Origin of the sequence: Corynebacterium tuberculostearicum, from assembly GCF_016894265.1 — a bacterium.
GTDB lineage: Bacteria > Actinomycetota > Actinomycetes > Mycobacteriales > Mycobacteriaceae > Corynebacterium > Corynebacterium tuberculostearicum_D.
The window spans coordinates 911,605-931,676 of sequence record NZ_CP069791.1 but is presented as its reverse complement, the minus strand read 5'-3'; the positions used below and the strand labels follow the sequence as shown (position 1 = coordinate 931,676).

At 56.0% G+C, this 20,072-nt stretch carries 15 protein-coding genes, 5 tRNA genes and 3 rRNA genes; 6 read left to right on the top strand and 17 right to left on the bottom strand.

Annotated features, from left to right (window positions below; translation table 11 throughout):
• Nucleotides 1–167 precede the first annotated feature (167 nt).
• Nucleotides 168–1,412, top strand: coding sequence for an IS256 family transposase (locus tag I6J28_RS04530; protein ID WP_049377104.1), 1,245 nt, complete (start codon nt 168–170; stop codon nt 1,410–1,412).
• 612 nt (nt 1,413–2,024) lie between these two features.
• On the opposite strand, the gene I6J28_RS04525 is transcribed toward I6J28_RS04530, so the two are convergent.
• From I6J28_RS04525 to ramA, 7 genes are all read right to left on the bottom strand, one after another.
• Complete coding sequence (locus I6J28_RS04525) at nt 2,025–2,348, bottom strand: hypothetical protein (protein WP_204611040.1); 324 nt, start codon at nt 2,346–2,348, stop codon at nt 2,025–2,027.
• Nucleotides 2,349–2,577: 229 nt separating this feature from the next.
• Nucleotides 2,578–2,805 carry a tRNA 2-thiouridine-synthesizing protein gene (locus tag I6J28_RS04520; RefSeq protein ID WP_204611038.1) on the bottom strand — a complete coding sequence of 76 codons (228 nt, stop codon included), beginning with the start codon at nt 2,803–2,805 and terminating at the stop codon, nt 2,578–2,580.
• A gap of 94 nt (nt 2,806–2,899) precedes the next feature.
• Nucleotides 2,900–3,017: ribosomal RNA gene (rrf, locus tag I6J28_RS04515) — 5S ribosomal RNA — on the bottom strand.
• Nucleotides 3,018–3,157: 140 nt separating this feature from the next.
• Nucleotides 3,158–6,225: ribosomal RNA gene (locus I6J28_RS04510) — 23S ribosomal RNA — on the bottom strand.
• A gap of 458 nt (nt 6,226–6,683) precedes the next feature.
• Nucleotides 6,684–8,201, bottom strand: a 16S ribosomal RNA gene (locus I6J28_RS04505).
• Together the 16S, 23S and 5S rRNA genes form the textbook arrangement of a ribosomal RNA operon.
• A gap of 605 nt (nt 8,202–8,806) precedes the next feature.
• Complete coding sequence (murA, locus tag I6J28_RS04500) at nt 8,807–10,075, bottom strand: UDP-N-acetylglucosamine 1-carboxyvinyltransferase (protein ID WP_005325837.1); 1,269 nt, start codon at nt 10,073–10,075, stop codon at nt 8,807–8,809.
• 21 nt (nt 10,076–10,096) lie between these two features.
• Nucleotides 10,097–10,936: an acetate metabolism transcriptional regulator RamA gene (ramA, locus tag I6J28_RS04495; RefSeq protein ID WP_005325834.1), complete on the bottom strand. Its 840-nt coding sequence runs from the start codon at nt 10,934–10,936 to the stop codon at nt 10,097–10,099.
• 264 nt (nt 10,937–11,200) lie between these two features.
• Here ramA and cysK point away from each other — a divergent pair, with 264 nt between their 5' ends.
• Together cysK and epsC are read left to right on the top strand one after the other, a co-directional pair.
• The gene (gene cysK / locus I6J28_RS04490) at nt 11,201–12,136 is read left to right on the top strand and encodes a cysteine synthase A (protein ID WP_204611037.1); all 936 of its coding nucleotides are present in this window, start codon (nt 11,201–11,203) and stop codon (nt 12,134–12,136) included.
• Nucleotides 12,137–12,206: 70 nt separating this feature from the next.
• A complete protein-coding gene (epsC, locus tag I6J28_RS04485) occupies nt 12,207–12,770 on the top strand; it encodes a serine O-acetyltransferase EpsC (protein WP_034668818.1) in 564 nt (187 codons plus the stop codon).
• A 39-nt stretch (nt 12,771–12,809) separates the two neighbouring features.
• Here the strand turns inward: epsC and I6J28_RS04480 are convergent, their stop codons facing one another.
• The 6 genes from I6J28_RS04480 to I6J28_RS04455 form a co-directional block, all read right to left on the bottom strand.
• Entirely contained in the window at nt 12,810–13,100 is a 291-nt protein-coding gene (locus I6J28_RS04480; RefSeq protein ID WP_204611035.1) for a GNAT family N-acetyltransferase, read from the bottom strand.
• A 48-nt stretch (nt 13,101–13,148) separates the two neighbouring features.
• Nucleotides 13,149–13,221 (bottom strand) — tRNA-Phe (locus tag I6J28_RS04475).
• 19 nt (nt 13,222–13,240) lie between these two features.
• Nucleotides 13,241–13,314, bottom strand: a tRNA-Asp gene (locus I6J28_RS04470).
• A gap of 85 nt (nt 13,315–13,399) precedes the next feature.
• Nucleotides 13,400–13,714 carry a DUF4288 domain-containing protein gene (locus tag I6J28_RS04465; protein ID WP_204611033.1) on the bottom strand — a complete coding sequence of 105 codons (315 nt, stop codon included), beginning with the start codon at nt 13,712–13,714 and terminating at the stop codon, nt 13,400–13,402.
• Nucleotides 13,715–13,772: 58 nt separating this feature from the next.
• Nucleotides 13,773–13,846, bottom strand: a tRNA-Asp gene (locus tag I6J28_RS04460).
• A gap of 35 nt (nt 13,847–13,881) precedes the next feature.
• Nucleotides 13,882–13,957, bottom strand: a tRNA-Glu gene (locus I6J28_RS04455).
• A gap of 82 nt (nt 13,958–14,039) precedes the next feature.
• Here I6J28_RS04455 and I6J28_RS04450 point away from each other — a divergent pair.
• Complete coding sequence (locus tag I6J28_RS04450) at nt 14,040–14,372, top strand: metal-sensitive transcriptional regulator (protein ID WP_005325826.1); 333 nt, start codon at nt 14,040–14,042, stop codon at nt 14,370–14,372.
• A gap of 30 nt (nt 14,373–14,402) precedes the next feature.
• Here I6J28_RS04450 and I6J28_RS04445 read toward each other — a convergent pair.
• A tRNA-Lys gene (locus I6J28_RS04445) sits at nt 14,403–14,475 on the bottom strand.
• Nucleotides 14,476–14,583: 108 nt separating this feature from the next.
• Nucleotides 14,584–16,086 carry an acetyl-CoA hydrolase/transferase family protein gene (locus I6J28_RS04440; RefSeq protein WP_005330051.1) on the bottom strand — a complete coding sequence of 501 codons (1,503 nt, stop codon included), beginning with the start codon at nt 16,084–16,086 and terminating at the stop codon, nt 14,584–14,586.
• Between the two features lie 191 nt (nt 16,087–16,277).
• On the opposite strand from I6J28_RS04440, the gene dusB reads away from it, so the two are divergent.
• Nucleotides 16,278–17,423 (top strand): tRNA dihydrouridine synthase DusB, encoded by a 1,146-nt coding sequence (gene dusB / locus I6J28_RS04435; RefSeq protein WP_040425422.1) that lies wholly within the window; start codon nt 16,278–16,280, stop codon nt 17,421–17,423.
• Nucleotides 17,424–17,524: 101 nt separating this feature from the next.
• Complete coding sequence (gene phoU / locus I6J28_RS04430; protein WP_204611031.1) at nt 17,525–18,253, top strand: phosphate signaling complex protein PhoU; 729 nt, start codon at nt 17,525–17,527, stop codon at nt 18,251–18,253.
• A 75-nt stretch (nt 18,254–18,328) separates the two neighbouring features.
• Here phoU and pstB read toward each other — a convergent pair whose 3' ends face one another.
• Nucleotides 18,329–19,102 (bottom strand): phosphate ABC transporter ATP-binding protein PstB, encoded by a 774-nt coding sequence (gene pstB / locus I6J28_RS04425; protein WP_005325820.1) that lies wholly within the window; start codon nt 19,100–19,102, stop codon nt 18,329–18,331.
• 51 nt (nt 19,103–19,153) lie between these two features.
• A complete protein-coding gene (gene pstA / locus I6J28_RS04420) occupies nt 19,154–20,068 on the bottom strand; it encodes a phosphate ABC transporter permease PstA (protein ID WP_204611030.1) in 915 nt (304 codons plus the stop codon).
• Nucleotides 20,069–20,072: the final 4 nt, after the last annotated feature.

The window sequence follows — 20,072 nt, the reverse complement described above, 5'->3', positions numbered from 1 at the left end:
CGGTTCGGTAGTCATAGACAAACTACAAGCGGAACGCCACTGGTTGCGTCCCCTAACGTGGTGTATCTGTAGCCCGCGGTAAGTCTTGTGCCGGTGTGCATGAAGGCGACCATCGCGGGTACCTTTCGAATCAACTCTTACCTATCCTCGAAAGGAAGTACCCTGCGATGGCCGCTGACCCTCATCATATCGATCCGACCGCGTATCTCGAAGAGCTACTGACTCAAGCGTCCCCAGATTTGATGCGCCAAATGCTCACTGACTTCATCAACCAGATTCTTTCCGCCCAAGCAGACACCGTCTGCGGGGCTGATTACGCCACCGTGTCAGCCGAGCGCACCAACACACGTAATGGCTACCGTCATCGCCAACTTGATACCCGAGTCGGCAGCATTGATGTGGCAATCCCGAAGCTACGCACCGGCGCATTTTTCCCTGACTGGCTGCTAGAGCGCCGCAGCCGCACCGAGCGTGCCCTGACCACAGTCATCGCCACCTGCTACCTGAAAGGAGTCTCCACTCGCAGGATGAACGACCTGGTGGCCACCCTTGGGATCAACAACTTGTCGAAGTCTCAGGTCAGCCAGATGGCCAAAGAACTCGATGACATGGTCGATGACTTCCGCACCCGCCGGCTTGACCAAGGCCCCTACCACTTTGTCTCCTGCGACGCGCTGACAATGAAGGTGCGGGAAGGCGGACGTGTCGTAAAGACCAGCGTGTTGCTGGCCACAGGTGTCAACGCTGACGGCTACCGAGAGCTTTTGGGCATGCAGGTTGCCACCGCGGAATCTACCGCGTCGTGGACCGGGTTCTTTCGGGACCTCATCGCCCGTGGCCTGACCGGGGTATTCCTCGTTACTAGTGATGCCCATCTTGGTATTCAAGCAGCCGTGGGTGACTGCCTGCCGCAGGCTAGTTGGCAGCGGTGTCGAACACACTTCGCGAAGAACCTCTCGGCCCAGGTTCCCAAAACCCAATGGCCGACTCTGTCAGCGATGTTTCACACAATCTTTCAGCAACCCGATGCCGCTAGTGTGTGGGCCCAAGCTCGTGAGGTTATTGAATTCTGCCAGCAGAAATTCCCTCACGTTGCCACCTACCTCGAGGAGTGTCTCGACGAGCTGTTGGCGTTTACCGCTGCGCCGAGAGCGGTGTGGACCAAAATCTGGTCGAATAACCCCACTGAACGGCTCAATAGGGAGATCCGCCGGCGTACCGATGTCGTAGGAATCTTCCCAAACCGAGACGCTGTTGTGCGCCTTGTTGGGGCGGTTTTGGCCGAACAGCACGATGACTGGATCCAACAGAAGCGTTATATGTCACTGACCAGCCTGGCACAGACCAAAGAGATCATCGCCGCTGGGGTCATCGACGAGGACCGCGACAACAACCAGGAGATCGCCGCGTGAATACCCTCACCCCTTATCCCCGAGATGGCCCCTAAACCACCGCCATGAAACTAACCCCAGATTCGAAAACAGATACACCACTACCCAGGACTTGACCACGCCACTGAGCCCCTTCGAGCAATCTACTTCGCGGCCACGCGCAGAATATTGAATTCTACGCGCAGCTTAGGAACTACTCTATCTATCAAGGGGGATACACCGACAATCATTCGCCGCTTTTGGCTTAATCATGGACGCCTTTGTGCGGGCAGGTTTTCGGGTGCCGTGCTTCTTGCCTCAAGAATGTAAAGAGGGACAGTTGATGCCGAGCTTTGCGGCTGGTGCGTCCGGCGAGGAGTCTTCATTGTTCTCGTAGAAACCACGGCATCGCGTTTGAAAGATTCGGGACACCTGGACATGGCAGCAGACCATCCTTCTTCCCAACCCAGCTGGACTCGCTACCAGGCATCGACCAAACAGGGCACAAGCCCCACTACATAACGCATAGCCCAATCCAGGAACCACCCAACGCCAGAAGGGTTCTTAAACGAACACACTACGAGAGCAGCAAAAGTAGCCACCTATTTGAGGTCGAACATTCCCAGAGAGCCATTTGCATTAGAGTCGCCAACTCTAGAGCTTCTGCCGTTGTTTCTTAAGTATTGAAAATTCTCCGGACATGAGATCTATTATCCCCGAGAATATTGCGATGATACCTATCCAAGACCCTGTTATATAGATGAAAAGTGTGCCGAGGAGTATGAAGAAGCAGCTAACTGCCTTTAGCTGTTTCGTTCTTCTGTCATTGGATTCGTCAGGCTGATAGATCCGGGCAACCATGAGATCAACGGCGGCAACGGCTAGAAAAATATACGAGATTTTTGTGTAACCGAGTAAAGAAAAGACTCCTGAAATCACCAGCACGGCAATCCCAGCAAAGCCAACCAAACGGCTCATAAAAACACTCCAAAGACGGTTTGAGAGCAAACGTAAATCTAAGTCTACTGGAAAGGTGAAGCACCCAGGTGCACTGTTAGCCGCGCGACGGCTCACATAGGCGCGAAGCGCACGTTCATGCAGCCTCCCTACGACTTCTACACCAACGCCTGCGAGTACTGCACGGAATCAGTAAAGTTCACACTGGAGAGGTTTACAAGGGTGTTGGTTGCTTCGTCAAGCGTCTGCACTACTTCTGGCATTCCTTGAGATCCGCGAGAAACTCCTTAAGCGTTTCCGTGAGCTCCCATATTTGGTTACGCTCCTCCTCAAACATGCGGTCAACCAGGAAATCCACGCCGGCCAAATCATCCGGATGCAGGCTGTCCAAGTAAGCCAGCAGCTTATCGACGCCTTCGAGGCCAAGAATTCCTTGCTCGACCCGGTCCGCCACATAAGAAATTTGCTTTTGGTCCATGGTGAGGAGAATAGCAAAACATAAAAAGAAGGAGACGGTGGTTTGCCGTCTCCTTCTTATTGTTTCTGTATTTTGTTGTGTTTTTGTTGTTTGGTGTCGGCGGTGACTTACTCTCCCACAACCTCCCGGTTGCAGTACCATCAGCGTGTGCAGGCTTAGCTTCCGGGTTCGGAATGGGACCGGGCGTTTCCCTGCAGCTATTGACCACCGACAAACATACGAAGCATTAGTACAAACCCTTTTTGGGTGCCCTTTTGCTTGGGTGTTGTGTCAGATACTGCATAGTGGACGCGGTCACGACAGTGACTGTTTCTTCTTCTTACTCTTTTTGTTGTGTTACACCAATGTGTGTTGGTGTTTGTTGTGGTCAATTAGTACCAGTAGCCTTCACACCTTACAGTGCTTCCAGGTCTGGCCTATCTACCCTATCGTCTTTAGGGGACCTTAACGAAACCTCATCTTAAAACAGGCTTCCCGCTTAGATGCTTTCAGCGGTTATCCCTTCCGTACGTAGCCAACCAGCGATACCCCTGGCGGGATAACTGGCACACTAGAGGTACGTCCGTCCCGGTCCTCTCGTACTAGGGACAGCTTTCTTCAAGTTTCAACGCGCGCGGCGGATAGAGACCGAACTGTCTCACGACGTTCTGAACCCAGCTCGCGTGCCGCTTTAATGGGCGAACAGCCCAACCCTTGGGACCTACTCCAGCCCCAGGATGCGACGAGCCGACATCGAGGTGCCAAACCATCCCGTCGATATGGACTCTTGGGGAAGATCAGCCTGTTATCCCCGGGGTACCTTTTATCCGTTGAGCGACACCACATCCACAAGTAGGTGCCGGATCACTAGTCCCGACTTTCGTCCCTGCTCGACATGTCTGTCTCACAGTCAAGCTCCCTTGTGCACTTACACTCACCACCTGATTGCCAACCAGGCTGAGGGAACCTTTGGGCGCCTCCGTTACATTTTGGGAGGCAACCGCCCCAGTTAAACTACCCACCAGGCACTGTCCCCAACCCAGATCATGGGCCAAGGTTAGATGCTCAATCCGATCAGAGTGGTATTTCAACAACGACTCCACCACCACTAGCGTGATAGCTTCATAGTCTCCCACCTATCCTACACAAACCGAACCAAACACCAATACCAAGCTATAGTGAAGGTCCCGGGGTCTTTTCGTCCTGCCGCGCGTAACGAGCATCTTTACTCGTAGTGCAATTTCACCGGGCCTGTGGTTGAGACAGCAGAGAAGTCGTTACGCCATTCGTGCAGGTCGGAACTTACCCGACAAGGAATTTCGCTACCTTAGGATGGTTATAGTTACCACCGCCGTTTACTGGGGCTTAAATTCTCAGCTTCGCAGTCAAAGACTACTAACCGGTCCTCTTAACCTTCCAGCACCGGGCAGGCGTCAGTCCATATACATCAACTTAACGTCTTCGCATGGACCTGTGTTTTTGATAAACAGTCGCTTCCCTCTATTCTCTGCGACCCCACAACGCTTAACACCGCAAGGATGCTCACACCGTGGGGCCCCCCTTCTCCCGAAGTTACGGGGGCATTTTGCCGAATTCCTTAACCACAGTTCACCCGAACGCCTTAGTATTTTCAACCTGACTACCTGTGTCGGTTTAGGGTACGGGCCATACACACACATCGCTAGAGGCTTTTCTCGACAGTACAGGATCACCACCATCAACCCCATTGGGTCTACGCATCACGTCTCAACCAAATGTGTGGCGGATTTGCCTACCACACGATCTGCACGCTTACACCACCAATCCAATAAGTGGCGTGGCTACCTCACTGCGTCACCCCATCACTTGAACCACACATCAGGCCCCACGACATCAACACCACCAATCTTCAAAGAAGACTAGCAGTGCATCCGCGGTGGTTAGTATCAGTGCTTTATCATGGGCGCGCATGTACGGGTACCAGAATATCAACTGGTTATCCATCGACTACGCCTGTCGGCCTCGCCTTAGGTCCCGACTCACCCTGGGAAGACGAACTTGACCCAGGAACCCTTAGTCATCCGGCGGATAGGATTCTCACCTATCAATTCGTTACTCATGCCTGCATTCTCACTCGCACACAGTCCACGCCTCCTTACGGTAACGCTTCAACCCATGCACGACGCTCCCCTACCCAAACAAAAAATGTTTGCCGCGGCTTCGGCGGTGTACTTGAGCCCCACTGAATTGTCGGCGCAGAACCACTCGACCAGTGAGCTATTACGCACTCTTTCAAGGATGGCTGCTTCTAAGCCAACCTCCTGGCTGTCTTCGCGATCCCACATCCTTTTCCACTTAGTACACCCTTAGGGGCCTTAACCGGCGATCTGGGCTGTTTCCCTCTCGACTATGAAGCTTATCCCCCACAGTCTCACTGCCGTACAACACAATTAGTGGCATTCGGAGTTTGGCTGACATTGCTAAGATTGTAGTCCCGCTCAACCAACCAGTCGCTCTACCTCCACCAAGCTATAATACGACGCTGCACCTAAATGCATTTCGGGGAGAACCAGCTATCACGGAGTTTGATTGGCCTTTCACCCCTACCCACAGCTCATCCCCGCAGTTTTCAACCTACGTGGGTTCGCGCCTCCACAACCTCTTACAGCTGCTTCACACTGGCCATGGGTAGATCACCCCGCTTCGGGTCCAGGACATGCCACTATACACCCCATTAGGATTCGGTTTCCCTACGGCTACCCCACACGGGTTAACCTCGCGACATGCCGCTGACTCGCAGGCTCATTCTTCAAAAGGCACGCCATCACACACAAACGGTGCTCTGACGGATTGTAAGCACATGGTTTCAGGAACTATTTCACTCCCCTCCCGGGGTACTTTTCACCATTCCCTCACGGTACTCATACACTATCGGTCACACTGAGTATTTAGGCTTACCGGGTGGTCCCGGCAGATTCACAGCAGATTCCACGAGCCCGCTGCTACTCGGGCAACCCAACAACCCACATGCCATTGTCTTCAACTACAGGACTCTCACCTTCTCCGGCAGGTAATTCCAAACCACTTCACCTAACAACAACACACGAGCACGATGATGGTAGTCACCGCACGTTGGGGCCCACAACACCGCACACACAACCCCTACCAGGTATCACATGCACACGGTTTAGCCTCATCCACGTTCGTTCGCCACTACTAGCAGAATCATTATTATTTTCTCCTCCTACGGGTACTGAGATGTTTCACTTCCCCGCGTAAACCCCCACAACAGCTATGAATTCACTGAAGGGTAACCCCACATAACCAGGGCCAGGTTTCCCCATTCGGACATCCTCGGATCAACGCTTAATTGACAACTCCCCGAGGCTTAACGCAGCCTTTCACGTCCTTCATCGGCTCAGCATGCCAAGGCATCCACCATGCGCCCTTAATAACGAACACACAAACCACCCACACCAAAAAGCGCAGATGGCCACACAAGTGAACTTGACAAAAAATTGATTAAAGAAAAAAGAAATCACACAAACACACACAAACAAACCACAAAAGCAATCTATCCGTGCGTGTTTAATGCTCGCGTCCACTATACAGTTCTCACACAACACCCCAACCACAACCTGCCAACACACACAGTGTCAGCAAGCTTTATGGTCAGGCACAAAAAAGGGGGATAATGCCCCAGACACCCAACAATGCACCAACATACAAACAACATTATTTTTCGTTTAACTGTGCATGGACAACAGTGTGTCACAAAGCGCCATTCAAACACTTGGTCTTGCCTCATCAGGTGTGTGTTTCACCCGGACAATTTTTCAATAATAAAAGTTGGCAGCATGACACTCGCATACTCAACCAACCAAGGGTGCAACTGCACCCGAATAATAAAAGCTCCTTAGAAAGGAGGTGATCCACCCGCACCTTCCGGTACGGGTACCTTGTTACGACTTCGTCCCAATCGCCGATCCCACCTTCGACGGCTCCCTAACAAGTTTGGGCCACCGGCTTCGGGTGTTACCAACTTTCATGACGTGACGGGCGGTGTGTACAAGGCCCGGGAACGTATTCACCGCAGCATTGCTGATCTGCGATTACTAGCGACTCCGACTTCATGGGGTCGAGTTGCAGACCCCAATCCGAACTAAGGCCGGCTTTCAGCGATTCGCTCCACCTCACAGTGTCGCTGCGCGTTGTACCGACCATTGTAGCATGTGTGAAGCCCTGGACATAAGGGGCATGATGATTTGACGTCATCCCCACCTTCCTCCGAGTTGACCCCGGCAGTCTCTCATGAGTCCCCAACCAAATGCTGGCAACATAAGACAAGGGTTGCGCTCGTTGCGGGACTTAACCCAACATCTCACGACACGAGCTGACGACAACCATGCACCACCTGTACACCAGCCACAAAGGGAAAGACTATCTCTAGCCCAATCCGGTGTATGTCAAGCCCAGGTAAGGTTCTTCGCGTTGCATCGAATTAATCCACATGCTCCGCCGCTTGTGCGGGCCCCCGTCAATTCCTTTGAGTTTTAGCCTTGCGGCCGTACTCCCCAGGCGGGGCGCTTAATGCGTTAGCTACGGCACGAAAGTCGTGAAAAGACCCTCACACCTAGCGCCCACCGTTTACGGCATGGACTACCAGGGTATCTAATCCTGTTCGCTACCCATGCTTTCGCTCCTCAGCGTCAGTAACTGCCCAGTAACCTGCCTTCGCCATCGGTGTTCCTCCTGATATCTGCGCATTTCACCGCTACACCAGGAATTCCAGTTACCCCTACAGTACTCAAGTTATGCCCGTATCGCCTGCACGCCCGGAGTTAAGCCCCGGAATTTCACAGACGACGCGACAAACCACCTACGAGCCCTTTACGCCCAGTAATTCCGGACAACGCTCGCACCCTACGTATTACCGCGGCTGCTGGCACGTAGTTAGCCGGTGCTTCTTATCTAGGTACCGTCACAAAAAGCTTCGTCCCTAGCGAAAGGAGTTTACAACCCGAAGGCCGTCATCCCCCACGCGGCGTCGCTGCATCAGGCTTGCGCCCATTGTGCAATATTCCCCACTGCTGCCTCCCGTAGGAGTCTGGGCCGTATCTCAGTCCCAATGTGGCCGTCCACCCTCTCAGGCCGGCTACCCGTCGCCGCCTTGGTAGGCCATTACCCCACCAACAAGCTGATAGGCCGCGAGCTCATCCTACACCGAAAAAACTTTCCAACCATCACACTAAAAATGGCTCCTATCCGGTATTAGACCCAGTTTCCCAGGCTTATCCCGAAGTGCAGGGCAGATCACCCACGTGTTACTCACCCGTTCGCCACTCGAGTACCCTGCAAGCAGGGCCTTTCCGTTCGACTTGCATGTGTTAAGCACGCCGCCAGCGTTCGTCCTGAGCCAGGATCAAACTCTCCACAAAAAAATTTCAGAACAACATCCGAAACAGGCCGTGAAAAGCCCGAAACCCAACAAACAAACAAACCACCACAAACCACACAAAAAGTGCAGCCCATGCTGGCGTCCAAAAAATTACTACAAAGAAAAAATAAAGTTCCCTCAACCCGACGGGGTCAAAAATAAGGAAACCAAAAAAGTTGAACACAATCACATGCCAACCAATCCATCTCAATGCAGCCGAAACACCAAACAGCATTCAAATAAGTACGTGTTCCACATACCCAACCGGCACACACCAACCAACAAACCACTAAGCCTGCTGGCAGACAAACCAATCAACACACAACCATGCACACAAAAAATAAAAAGTACATTGGCACACTATTGAGTTCTCAAACATCATCCGCACACCACAAAAAATTAACCTACCGTTAACCTCTCGTTGGCGGCTCGTACAAACTTACTCAACTCAATGAACCCTGTCAAATCCTTGAACCAAGTCCGCACGAAATTCGCTCAAAAGTAACCTCCCGGCTACCTCGCGGCGACTTCGATTAATGTAGTCCAACCCCTCCAACAATGACAAATCCCCAGCACACGACGAAAAACGGTGTGCTGGGGGCGTCGTTAAAAGAGTTCTTCTTCTTGAGTTCTTTCAATTGTGGCGCCGAGGCGCTGCAGGTTTTCTACAAAGTTGGGGTATCCGCGGTCGATGTGGAAGACATCGTGGACCGTAGTGGTTTCATCCGCGCACAGTGCAGAAAGTACAAGACCCGCACCCGCACGAATATCGGAACTCCACACGTGAGTAGAAGAGAGCCGTTCTTTACCGCGGACTACTACATGGTGACCGTCAACCTGGGCGTCGGCACCCAAGCGCAGCATTTCATCCACAAAGCGGAAGCGGGATTCAAAGACATTCTCCGTAATGACGGTCGTTCCGTCCGCAATGGCAGAGATACCAATAGCCATCGGCTGCAGGTCGGTGGGGAATCCCGGAAATGGCAGGGTCTGGTAGTCCACGGCCTGCGGGCGCTGATCCATGCGCACGCGGAAGCCATTCTCATAAGTCTCTAGTTCCGCGCCGGCAGACTTCAGCTTTTCTAGCGGCAAGTGCAGGTGGCGCGGGGAAATTCCACCCACGGTGATATCGCCTTGGGTCATAGCCGCGGCATACGCCCAGGTGCCTGCCACAATTCGGTCACCAATAACCTCATGCTGGGTGGGCTGCAGCTTATCGACGCCGCGGATGGTCACCACCGAGCTTCCCTCGCCCTCGATATCGGCGCCCATGGACTTAAGCATGGTGCACAGATCGACGATTTCAGGCTCGCGAGCTGCGTTATGGAGAACGGTTTCCCCTTCAGCGAGGACCGCAGCGGTAAGGATATTTTCGGTTGCGCCTACGGACGGGAAGTCCAAGCGGATATTCGCACCCCGCAGGTGTGTAGCCTCTGCCACGACGGCACCATGCTCAATACGGGTGGTGGCACCGAGCTTTTCTAGGCCGGTTTGGTGCATATCGAGCGGGCGCGAACCAATCGCGTCACCACCGGGCAACGCTACCTTCGCGTGGCCACAGCGGGAGGTCAAAGGCCCGAGCACGCAGACGGATGCGCGGAATTGGCGGACCGCGTCAAAATCCGCGTTGGATTGCGGCTGTGCAGGGGTAGTAATCCGGACCTCAGAGCCCTCGATGACTACCTCGCAGCCGAGCCCCTCGAGAACCTTCTTCATGAGGGGGACGTCCAGAATTTCTGGGCAGTTGGTCAGCGTCGTAGTGCCCTCCGCCAGCAAGGATGCGGCCATGAGCTTCAAGACGCTATTTTTCGCGCCATCTACTTTAACGGTGCCCTCAAGGCGGGCACCGCCGGAAACAATAAACTGATCTTTCACAACTGCCTACGCTACCGGTTCTTAAGGCAACGCGCCGATACGGCGTGCGGCATTGACCGCTTCGTAGCGGGTGTGCGCACCGAGTTTGCGCATTACCGAGCGCAGATAAGACTTCACGGTTTCTGCGCCGATACCCATTTCCTCGGCCGCTTCTACGTTGGTGTGGCCTAGGGCCACACAAGAGAGAACGTCGAGCTCGCGGGCAGAGAGCTTGGTGGATTGCTTCACGCGCACCGGCGAGACCATCTGGTCACACAGCGTCTCTAGCTCTTTGCGCAGTTCTTCGTCCTCTACGCGGTTGGCCAGCATGCGCAGCTTGGAGTGAGTGGAGCGCACTTGTTCCCACTCGGCACCGTTCATGACGTGGCCGCGGGCCGCTCCGCCCTTGGACCCATCGGCGCGTCGCATTGCGGAATTAACAGCCAGGTCTTGCTCGAGGGTGCGCGCGGTCATCGTCACTTCTTCGATGACCTTGTCGCCCAAACGAACTGGGGAGTGCACGCCTACGTAGAGGACGCCGCGAATTTCGCGCTGCACCGTAACGGGCACGGCCACGATGGAGTGCAGGCCCTCATCTTGGATTACGCGGTCGTTCTCGTGCGAAATGGTGGTGGCACGAGTGTAATCGGATACACCTACCGCGCGGCGAGTGCTGACCACTCGCCCACCTACACCGACGCCAGAGTCAATGATCAGATTCTGCAGCGCTGGGGTGCGTAGCCCCACCCACTGCGTGATCTGCAGGCGATTATCGGGCAGCAGCGTGGCGTACATCGTCACTGGAATACCTGTAGCGGTCTTCAGGGACGACAGGGCCGCGCGTACGGATTCTTCATCATCTTTGAGGCGATGCGACTCCATGAGACTCTTTCCTCGTCGGGGGTAACCAAGCAGGTGTACCCGTCCTCCCCCGGGAATTTGGGGACCAGCGGGCAACTGAGTGGAAGTATAGACAGCATGTGGGGGTAATTCGAAATCGCCCTCGGCTTATCTGGCGCTGCAATCCCACATGAAATGCCCGAATGCCCGGTCTAGAATTTATATACTAACTGGTCTACTTGTGTAGTGTACGCTTGCGTTGTACGCGATTTGAACCCAAATCTGATTCCCAAAGGAGTCCACAGAATGGCTGTCTACAACAACATTATGGAAACCATCGGCGGCACCCCGCTGGTCCGCCTGAACCGTATCACCGAGGGCAAGGGCGCTACCGTGCTTGCCAAGGTTGAATCCTTTAACCCGGCTAACTCCGTGAAGGACCGCATCGGCAAGGCCATCGTTGCAGCGGCCGAGAAGTCCGGTCAGCTCAAGCCGGGCGGCACCATCGTGGAGGCCACCTCCGGCAACACCGGCATCGCCCTGGCCCTGGCTGGCGCCACCTTGGGCTACAAGGTCATCCTGACCATGCCAGAGACCATGTCCAATGAGCGCAAGGTGCTGCTGCGTGCCTACGGCGCAGAAATCGTGCTAACCCCGGGCGCTGCGGGCATGCAGGGCGCCGTCGACAAGGCGAATGAAATTGTCACCGAGAACGATAACGCCATCCTTGCCGCACAGTTCGCTAACGAGGCGAACCCGAAGATTCACGAGGAAGCCACCGGCCCAGAGATTTGGGAAGACGCCGAGGGCAAGGTTGACGCCTTCGTTGCTGGCGTAGGCACCGGCGGCACCGTTACGGGTGTGGGCCGCTTCCTGAAGTCCAAGAACCCAGACCTGCACTTGGCTGCGGTTGAGCCGTCCGACTCCCCTGTCCTATCTGAAGGCCACGCTGGCCCGCACAAGATTCAGGGCATCGGCGCTAACTTCGTTCCTGAGGTACTTGACCGCGAGCTTCTTGACGAAGTCTTTACCGCCACCACCGAGGAGTCCATCAAGGCATCCCGCGACCTGGCTACCCAGGAAGGCCTGCTGGTTGGCATCTCCGCCGGCGCTAACGTTTCCGCAGCTCTGAAGCTGGCGGAGCGCCCAGAGTTCGAGGGCAAGACCATCGTGGTTGTCCTGCCGGACTTCGGTGAGCGCTACGTCTCCACCATCCTCTTCGAGGACATCCGCGAAGCTTAAATTACGTCGCTTGAATAAAAGCACCCGCCAACCTTGGCGGGTGCCTTTTTTATGCCAGTACTATGTGGGCATGAACATTATGAGCTACATCCGTGAAGACTTAGCAAATGCAAGAGATCACGATCCGGCCGCGCGTGGCGACGTCGAAAATGCAGTAGTGTACTCCGGCCTCCACGCGGTGTGGTCTCACCGCATTTCGCACTGGATGTGGAAGCGCGGGCTGCGCGGGCCTGCGCGCATCTTGGCGCAGATTAACCGCTTCTTTACCGGCGTGGAGATCCACCCTGGCGCCACTATCGGCCGCCGGTTCTTTATTGACCATGGCATGGGCATCGTCATTGGTGAAACCGCAGAGATTGGCGATGGCGTCATGCTCTACCATGGCGTCACCCTCGGCGGCCAGGTGCTCACCCAGACCAAGCGCCACCCCACTATCGAAGACAATGTCACCATCGGTGCGGGCGCCAAGGTGCTCGGCCCCATTACGATCGGTGAAGGATCGGCCATCGGCGCCAATGCCGTGGTGACGAAGGATGTTCCCGCCGAAAATATCGCGGTGGGCATTCCGGCCAAGAACCGTCCGCGCAACCCGAATGAGCGCATCAAACTGGTCGACCCCGACTACTACATCTAAATTCTCTCCCAGCGGCTCACAGGCAACTGTGGGCCGCTTTTATATGCCTTCTGAGCGCAGCAGGTCGCGGTATTCGGGATTCTTTTCTATAAAGTGCGCCACTGCCGAGCAGGAAGCAATGACTTGCTTGCCGACGCCCCGGGCGTCGTCAAGCGCTGCCTTAATCAGCGGCGCGGACAATCCTTGGCCACGGAAAGCATCCTTGATGACCGTGTGGTTGAACTCGCGGGTCGTGCCGGCGTCTACGTAGTGGCACGCGCCCGCCTCGACGCCGTCCACGGTAAGGACGTAACGGGACTTATCGGTCTGGTGTGCAATAGCGTGTTCCATGTGCCCATACTAAGCAAAAATGGCCCCTCTTACGAGGAGCCATTATTGTGGCCAGAGCCAGGATCGAACTGGCGACCCCACACTTTTCAGGCGTGTGCTCTACCGACTGAGCTATCTGGCCAGAAACCCGAAGGTTTCCGCGACCCTGACGGGACTTGAACCCGCGACCTCCGCCGTGACAGGGCGGCGCGCTAACCAACTGCGCCACAGGGCCATTTTTAATTATGTGTGTGCTCTTGGGCACGGATAGATACTTTACAGAAGACTCCCAAGACTCACCAAATCAGCACGTCAGAACGCTATTTAGGCGGTGAAAGCGGATCGTTTCCGCTCAAGTTCATCTCGAATCGTTTGTAGTCTTCCAGCGAGGAAAAGTGCCGCGAATAGAGGTCACAATCTCGATCCACATGACCGTAGAGGGTGGGTGCGACATCGACAATGTGGCGCAGCTTCAGGCCCTCATATTCCTGCTCGCGAGTCCATTCAACGGCCTTGCGGTGCGCCTCCTCATCCGAATTTGCATAGATGAGAAAGAAGTCCTCACGGAAGAAGTTAGAGTGCTCCGAGCCTTCGGAGGCGAGTTCAAAGACAGCGATTCCGACATATGGCTCCATGGCGCCAGCCTAGCAAAACCAAAAGCAGCAACCGCCGAAGCGATTGCTGCTCATTCTGCGACCTTGACGGGACTTGAACCCGCGACCTCCGCCGTGACAGGGCGGCGCGCTAACCAACTGCGCCACAAGGCCAATCGAATATTTAATTCGGCCCAACACTTTCGTGTTGGTACCCCCAACGGGATTCGAACCCGTGCCGCTGCCGTGAAAGGGCAGTGTCCTAGGCCGCTAGACGATGGGGGCCCGTCGCGCTAAGGCGACTTCTAGAAATATACTGGAGACCTCACCTAGTTACAAAATCGCTCCCCCAGAAAGATTAGGAACCATGTCTGACCAGCATCAAACGTGCTCCTGCCACGAGCCGCACGTGCACGGATATAACGCGGATTCTAAGAGCAAGGATCGCTACCTCGCCAGACTCAAGCGCATTGAGGGGCAGGCGCGCGGCATCCACCGGATGGTCGAGGAAGACCAATACTGCATCGACATCATTACCCAGATTTCGGCGGTGAAGTCGGCGTTGGAAAATGTCTCGCTAGCGCTCCTGGAAGACCATATTGAGCACTGTGTGGCCGGTGCCGCCGCCGAGGACGGTGAAGTAGCCACCGAGAAGCTAGAAGAGGCCATGCGCGCCATTAAGAAGATGGTGAAAAACTAAAAGGAGCCACCCGAAAGGTGGCTCCAGTTGTGGGCCCTGTGGGGATCGAACCCACGACCTGCGGATTAAAAGTCCGTAGCTCTACCAACTGAGCTAAAGGCCCAACGTCGCTACATTTTAGCTTGCGGTATTTGCAAAGTCCTAATTAGGGGGCGTCGGCAAGCGAAAGGCGCCCAGCTCGCCGCTGAGCGCCTGCCGGGGAGTGGCTACATTAGCCGCGCATATCGCCCTTCTCCATGAAGCGGACCTGGAAGTCAAAGGCGGTCTTCAGGTCGTGCGGGGTGTGCTGGAACTTGTTTTCCTTGGCACGGTTGAAGTACTCCTCGAGCAACGGACGGTAATCCGGGTGCGCCACGGAGATGACCTTCTCCACGCGTTCCTTCGGCGCCAGGCCACGCAGGTCAGCCACGCCGTACTCGGTAATGATGACCATGGTGTCGTGCTCGGTGTGGTCCGTGTGGGACACGAACGGAACCAGCGCGGAAATTGCGCCGTCCTTGGCCACGGACGGGGAAACGAAGGTGGAGATATAAGCATTGCGGGTGAAGTCACCCGAGCCACCGGTGCCGTTCATGATGCGGGAGCCGGATACGTTGGTGGAGTTGATATTGCCGTAGATATCGGCCTCAATCATGCCATTGGAGGAAATCAGGCCGACGCGGCGAATGACCTCCGGGTGGTTGGAGACCTGCTGTGGGCGGAGGATGATGTGCTTGCGGTAGCGCTCTGCCTCCTCATTCATCTTCTCCGCGTAGTCCGGGGACAGCGCGAAGGAGGTGGCGGAAGCCATGGTCATCTTGCCCGCATCGATGAGATCGAGCATGCCGTCCTGAATGACCTCGGTATAGGCCTGAATATTCTCAAACTTGGAATCCAGCAGGCCGGCCATCACGGCGTTGGGGACGTTGCCCACGCCGGACTGCATGATGAACTTGTCATACTCAAGACGACCAGCGGCGACCTCCCCCTCGAGGAACTCGATGAAGTTGGCGGCGATCTTCTCGGAAACTTCGTCCGGTTCCTTGAATGGTGCGTTGCGGTCCGGGGCATCGGTCTTTACCACTGCAACAACCTTGTCCTCCGGCACCTCCATGTAGGTGGTACCGATGCGGTCACCCGGCTTAGTGATAGGGATTGGCTGGCGGTTAGGCAGCTTTTCAATGCGATAGATATCGTGCATGCCCTCGAGGTTGATGGACTGCCACTCATTGATCTCGATGATGATCTTATCCGCAGCCTCGATGAACTCGAGGTTATTGCCCACTGCGGAGGACGGCACCACGTGGCCTTCTTCGGTAATGCGCACGGCCTCAATAATGGCTACCTGGAAGTCACCGTAGAAGCCCTCTTCTACCTGCTGGCCCGAGTGAGACAGGTGGATATCCTGGTAGAGAGCGGTGCCATCATTAAACTGCTTACGCAGGGTGGGATCTGAGTTATAAGGAGAGCGAAAGCGAATCGCCTCAGCTTCCGCCAGAACACCATCGCAGTCCGGGGCAGTGGAAGCGCCGGAGAAGACGTCGATCTTAAATTCCTCGCCCTTTTCATGGAGAGCCTTGGCCTTTTCTGCAATGGCGGTGGGCAGACCCTTGGGGTAGCCAGCACCGGTGAAGCCAGAAATGCCTACACGGTCACCGTGGTTGACGTGCTGAGCAGCCTCTTCAGCGGAAACTACGAGCTTCTCGAATGGGGCATACGCGATTCTCTCTGACAAGGGTAATCCTCCTTCATTAAGGGGCCAGCCAAAATAACGGCCGTTCTAATTAGTTACACAGCCCACATTAGCGAATCTTTGCAAGATTTCCACCACTTTTGTGTGACCTCTACCCCATAAAGCAAAAATAGGGAACGGCGCCACTGTGGACCCGGTTGCTATTTTCCCCCGTTAACTAGCACAATTGGGGCGTGAATTTGCGCATTGGACACTACGATCTCTCCTCCCCCGTCATCCTCGCCCCGATGGCGGGGGTAACCAACGTTGCCTTCCGCACGTTGTGCCGCGAGCAGGAGCTGCAGCGCACCGGCACGGTGTCGGGCCTTTACGTCTGTGAGATGGTCACCGCCCGTGCACTGGTAGAGCGCAATGAAAAGACGCTGCACATGACCACCTTTGCGCCACAGGAAGATCCTCGTTCCCTCCAGATCTATACGGTGGATCCGGAATATACCTACAAAGCCGCAAAGATGATCGTCGACGAAAACCTGGCGGACCACATCGATATGAACTTTGGTTGCCCGGTTCCCAAGGTGACCCGCCGCGGTGGCGGTTCCGCGCTGCCTTATAAACGACGCCTCTTTGGCAATATCGTCTCCGCCGCAGTCAAGGCCACAGAGGGCACCAATATCCCGGTCACGGTAAAGATGCGCGTGGGCATCGACGACGAGCACCATACGCATCTCGACGCCGGGCGCATCGCCGTCGAGTCCGGTGCCGCCGCCGTTACCTTGCACGGCCGCACCGCCGCTCAGCGCTACTCTGGCGAAGCCCGATGGGACGAAATCGCGCGCCTCAAGGAACATCTGGCGGATACTGGCGTGCCAGTGCTGGGCAATGGCGATATCTTCCGTGCCGAGGATGCCCGCCGTATGATGGAACAGACCGGCTGCGACGGCGTGCAGGTAGGCCGCGGCTGCCTCGGCCGCCCGTGGCTTTTTGCCGAGCTCGGCGCCGCACTGCGCGGCGAGTCCATTCCGGCAGAGCCCACCCTGGGCGAGGTCACCCAGGTGATCCTCCGCCACGCGGAGCTACTGGCGGAGCACGATGGCGAGGACAATGCTTCCCGCGATATCCGCAAGCACATCGGTTGGTACCTGCGTGGATTCCCAGTTGGCGGCCAGGTCCGCGCGGGCTTAGCCAAGGTCAATTCCCTCGATGCCTTGCGTGAGCTACTTGCACCTTGGGCAGAGTCCGATGCCTTGGCTGCCGACGCCGACGGGGCCCGCGGCCGCCAGGGCTCGCCATCCAAGGTGGCTTTGCCGGATGGTTGGCTCGACGATCCCGAGGATGATTGCGTTCCGGTTGCCGCTGACATTATGAACTCCGGCGGATAACCTAACAAAGGTATAAGAGCAGCTAGGGGCACACAGGAAGCTTGCATTTATGCTCTGCTTAAGTTGCGCAAGCCCCGAAATTTTTCGCTATTATCTTTGGCATGCGTGCCGCTTACAGGGAACACCTAGACAATTTCTCCCACGACCTCATCGTGATGTGCGATACCGTTCGCGACATCATGGATAAGGCCTCCGTGGCGCTGCTGCAGGGCGCCTTGGACTCCGCGGAAGATGCTCTCACCATGACTGAGGAGCTAGATGAGTTCCGCGCTAGGTGCTCTGAGCGTGCCGTAAAACTCTTGGCCCTGGAAAACCCCATGGCACAGGACCTCCGTCAGGTGGTCTCCTCGATTTATATCGTGGAGGATCTCTACCGCATGGGCCGTTTAGCCCAGCACATAGCGGACTCCGCGCGCCGCCGCCACCCTGACGCCGTGGTACCGGCGAGTTACATCGGCTACTTCGAGGAGATGTACCGCCTCACTGAAGAAATGGGGTCAGTGCTGCACGATATCCTCGTCACCCCTGATGCGGATTTATCCATCAATCTCCGTGCCGACGATGACGCGGTGGATGATATCAACTCCCACATCTTGCGCATCCTGACCCAGCGCGAATGGGAGGGCACCGTGCGCGAGGCAGTAGAGACCTCGCAAATTACGCGCTACTACGAGCGCTATGCAGACCACTGCGTCTCCGTGGCCGGCCACATCATCTATCTGGCCACGGGTCTTTTGCCCAATGACTATGCCAAGAAGCTAGAAGAGGACAAAAAGGACGCCGACTTCGAAGCACGGATGGCTGACCTCGAGCGTCAATTCCGCCGTTAGACGGATTTAAGCACCAAAGAAGGGGGCCGGTTCTTTCGAACCGGCCCCCTTCTCTCGGACAATCTCTCTTACTCTTTAGCCAAAGCGGCCAGAGATGTAATCCTCGGTCTCCTTCTGAGAAGGATTCTCAAAGATCTTGGTGGTGTCATCGAACTCCACCAGGTGGCCCGGCTTACCGGTTGCTTCCAGGGAGAAGAAGCCGGTCTTATCGGATACGCGGGCAGCCTGCTGCATGTTGTGGGTCACGATCACGATGGTGAAGTTTTCCTTCAGCTCGTGGATGAGGTCCTCCACGGCGAGGGTGGAAATCGGGTCCAGTGCGGAACAAGGCTCGTCCATGAGCAATACCTCTGGCTCCACGGCGATAGCGCGGGCGATGCACAGACGCTGCTGCTGACCACCGGAGAGGCCGCCGCCTGGCTTATCCAGGCGGTCCTTAACCTCATCCCACAGGTTGGCGCCGCGCAGGGACTTCTCCGCGACCTCCTTGAGCTTCTTCTTGTTCTTTTCACCGGACAGCTTCAGGCCTGCCACCACGTTGTCCTCGATGGACATCGTGGGGAACGGGTTAGCCTTCTGGAAGACCATGCCGATGGTGTTGCGCACGGATACCGGGTCAACCTTCGGACCGTAGATATTGGTGCCATCGAGCAGGATTTCGCCCTTAACGTAGGCGCCGGGGATGACCTCGTGCATGCGGTTAATGGTGCGCAGCACGGTGGACTTACCACAGCCGGAAGGGCCGATGAATGCGGTCACGGCCTGGGCCGGGATCTGCATATTCACGTTCTGCACGGCGTGGAAGTCGCCGTAAAAAATGTTCACGTCATTGAGCGCGAGCTTAGACATTTGGGAGTTTCTCCTCTAGCAAGTGTATGGCGGAATCGAGTGGTACGGCGTTTACTTCTTAACCGAGAACTTCGCGGAAACGATGCGGGCCGCAATATTGAGGACGGCGATGAGGATAACCAGCGTCAACGCTGCGCCCCAGAGCTTGTCCAGTACGGCGGGCTGTGCGCCGGCCTTGTACATATCCAGCATCATCAGCGGGAGCGAGGACTGCGAGCCCTTGAAAGCATCCCAGTTGATGACGGAGGAGGAACCAACCAAGACCAGCACCGGCGAGGACTCACCCATCACGCGGGCAATCGCCAGCATGATGCCGGTGACGATGCCGGACAGTGCGGTAGGTAGAACGATGCGGGCGATGGTCTTCCACTTCGGAACGCCGAGAGCGAAGGACGCCTCACGCAGGTCCATTGGGACCACGCGCAGCATCTCTTCGGTATTGCGCACCACAATCGGAATCATCAGCAGCACCAGGGATAGCGCCACGGCGAAGCCGGAGCGGCCGAAGCCGAACAGGGTAATCCACATGGCGAAGATGAACAGGGCCGCAACGATGGAAGGCACGCCGGACAGGATGTCTACCATGAAGGTGGTGATGCGGCCGAGCCAGCCGCCCTTGGAGTACTCCACCAAGTAGATGGCGGTAAAGATACCGATCGGGATAGAGATAATGGAGGCCAGAATGGTCTGGACGAAGGTACCCACAATGGCGTGAGCGGCACCGCCGCCGGCAGAGCTATTCATGATGCCGCGCTGGGAGGCGGTCCACCACTCAGGGTTGAGGATGACGCCACTGCCGCGGGCGATGAGTTCCCACAGAACCCACACCAGCGGAACCATGGCCAGAATCATTGCGCCCCAGACCACCGCGGTGGCGATGTTATTGGTCATCTTGCGGGAGCCGGAGATGTCCAGGAAGGTCGCGCCGCCTTGGGAGGCAGGCTTGGCATTAGTAGTCGTAGTCATTGAT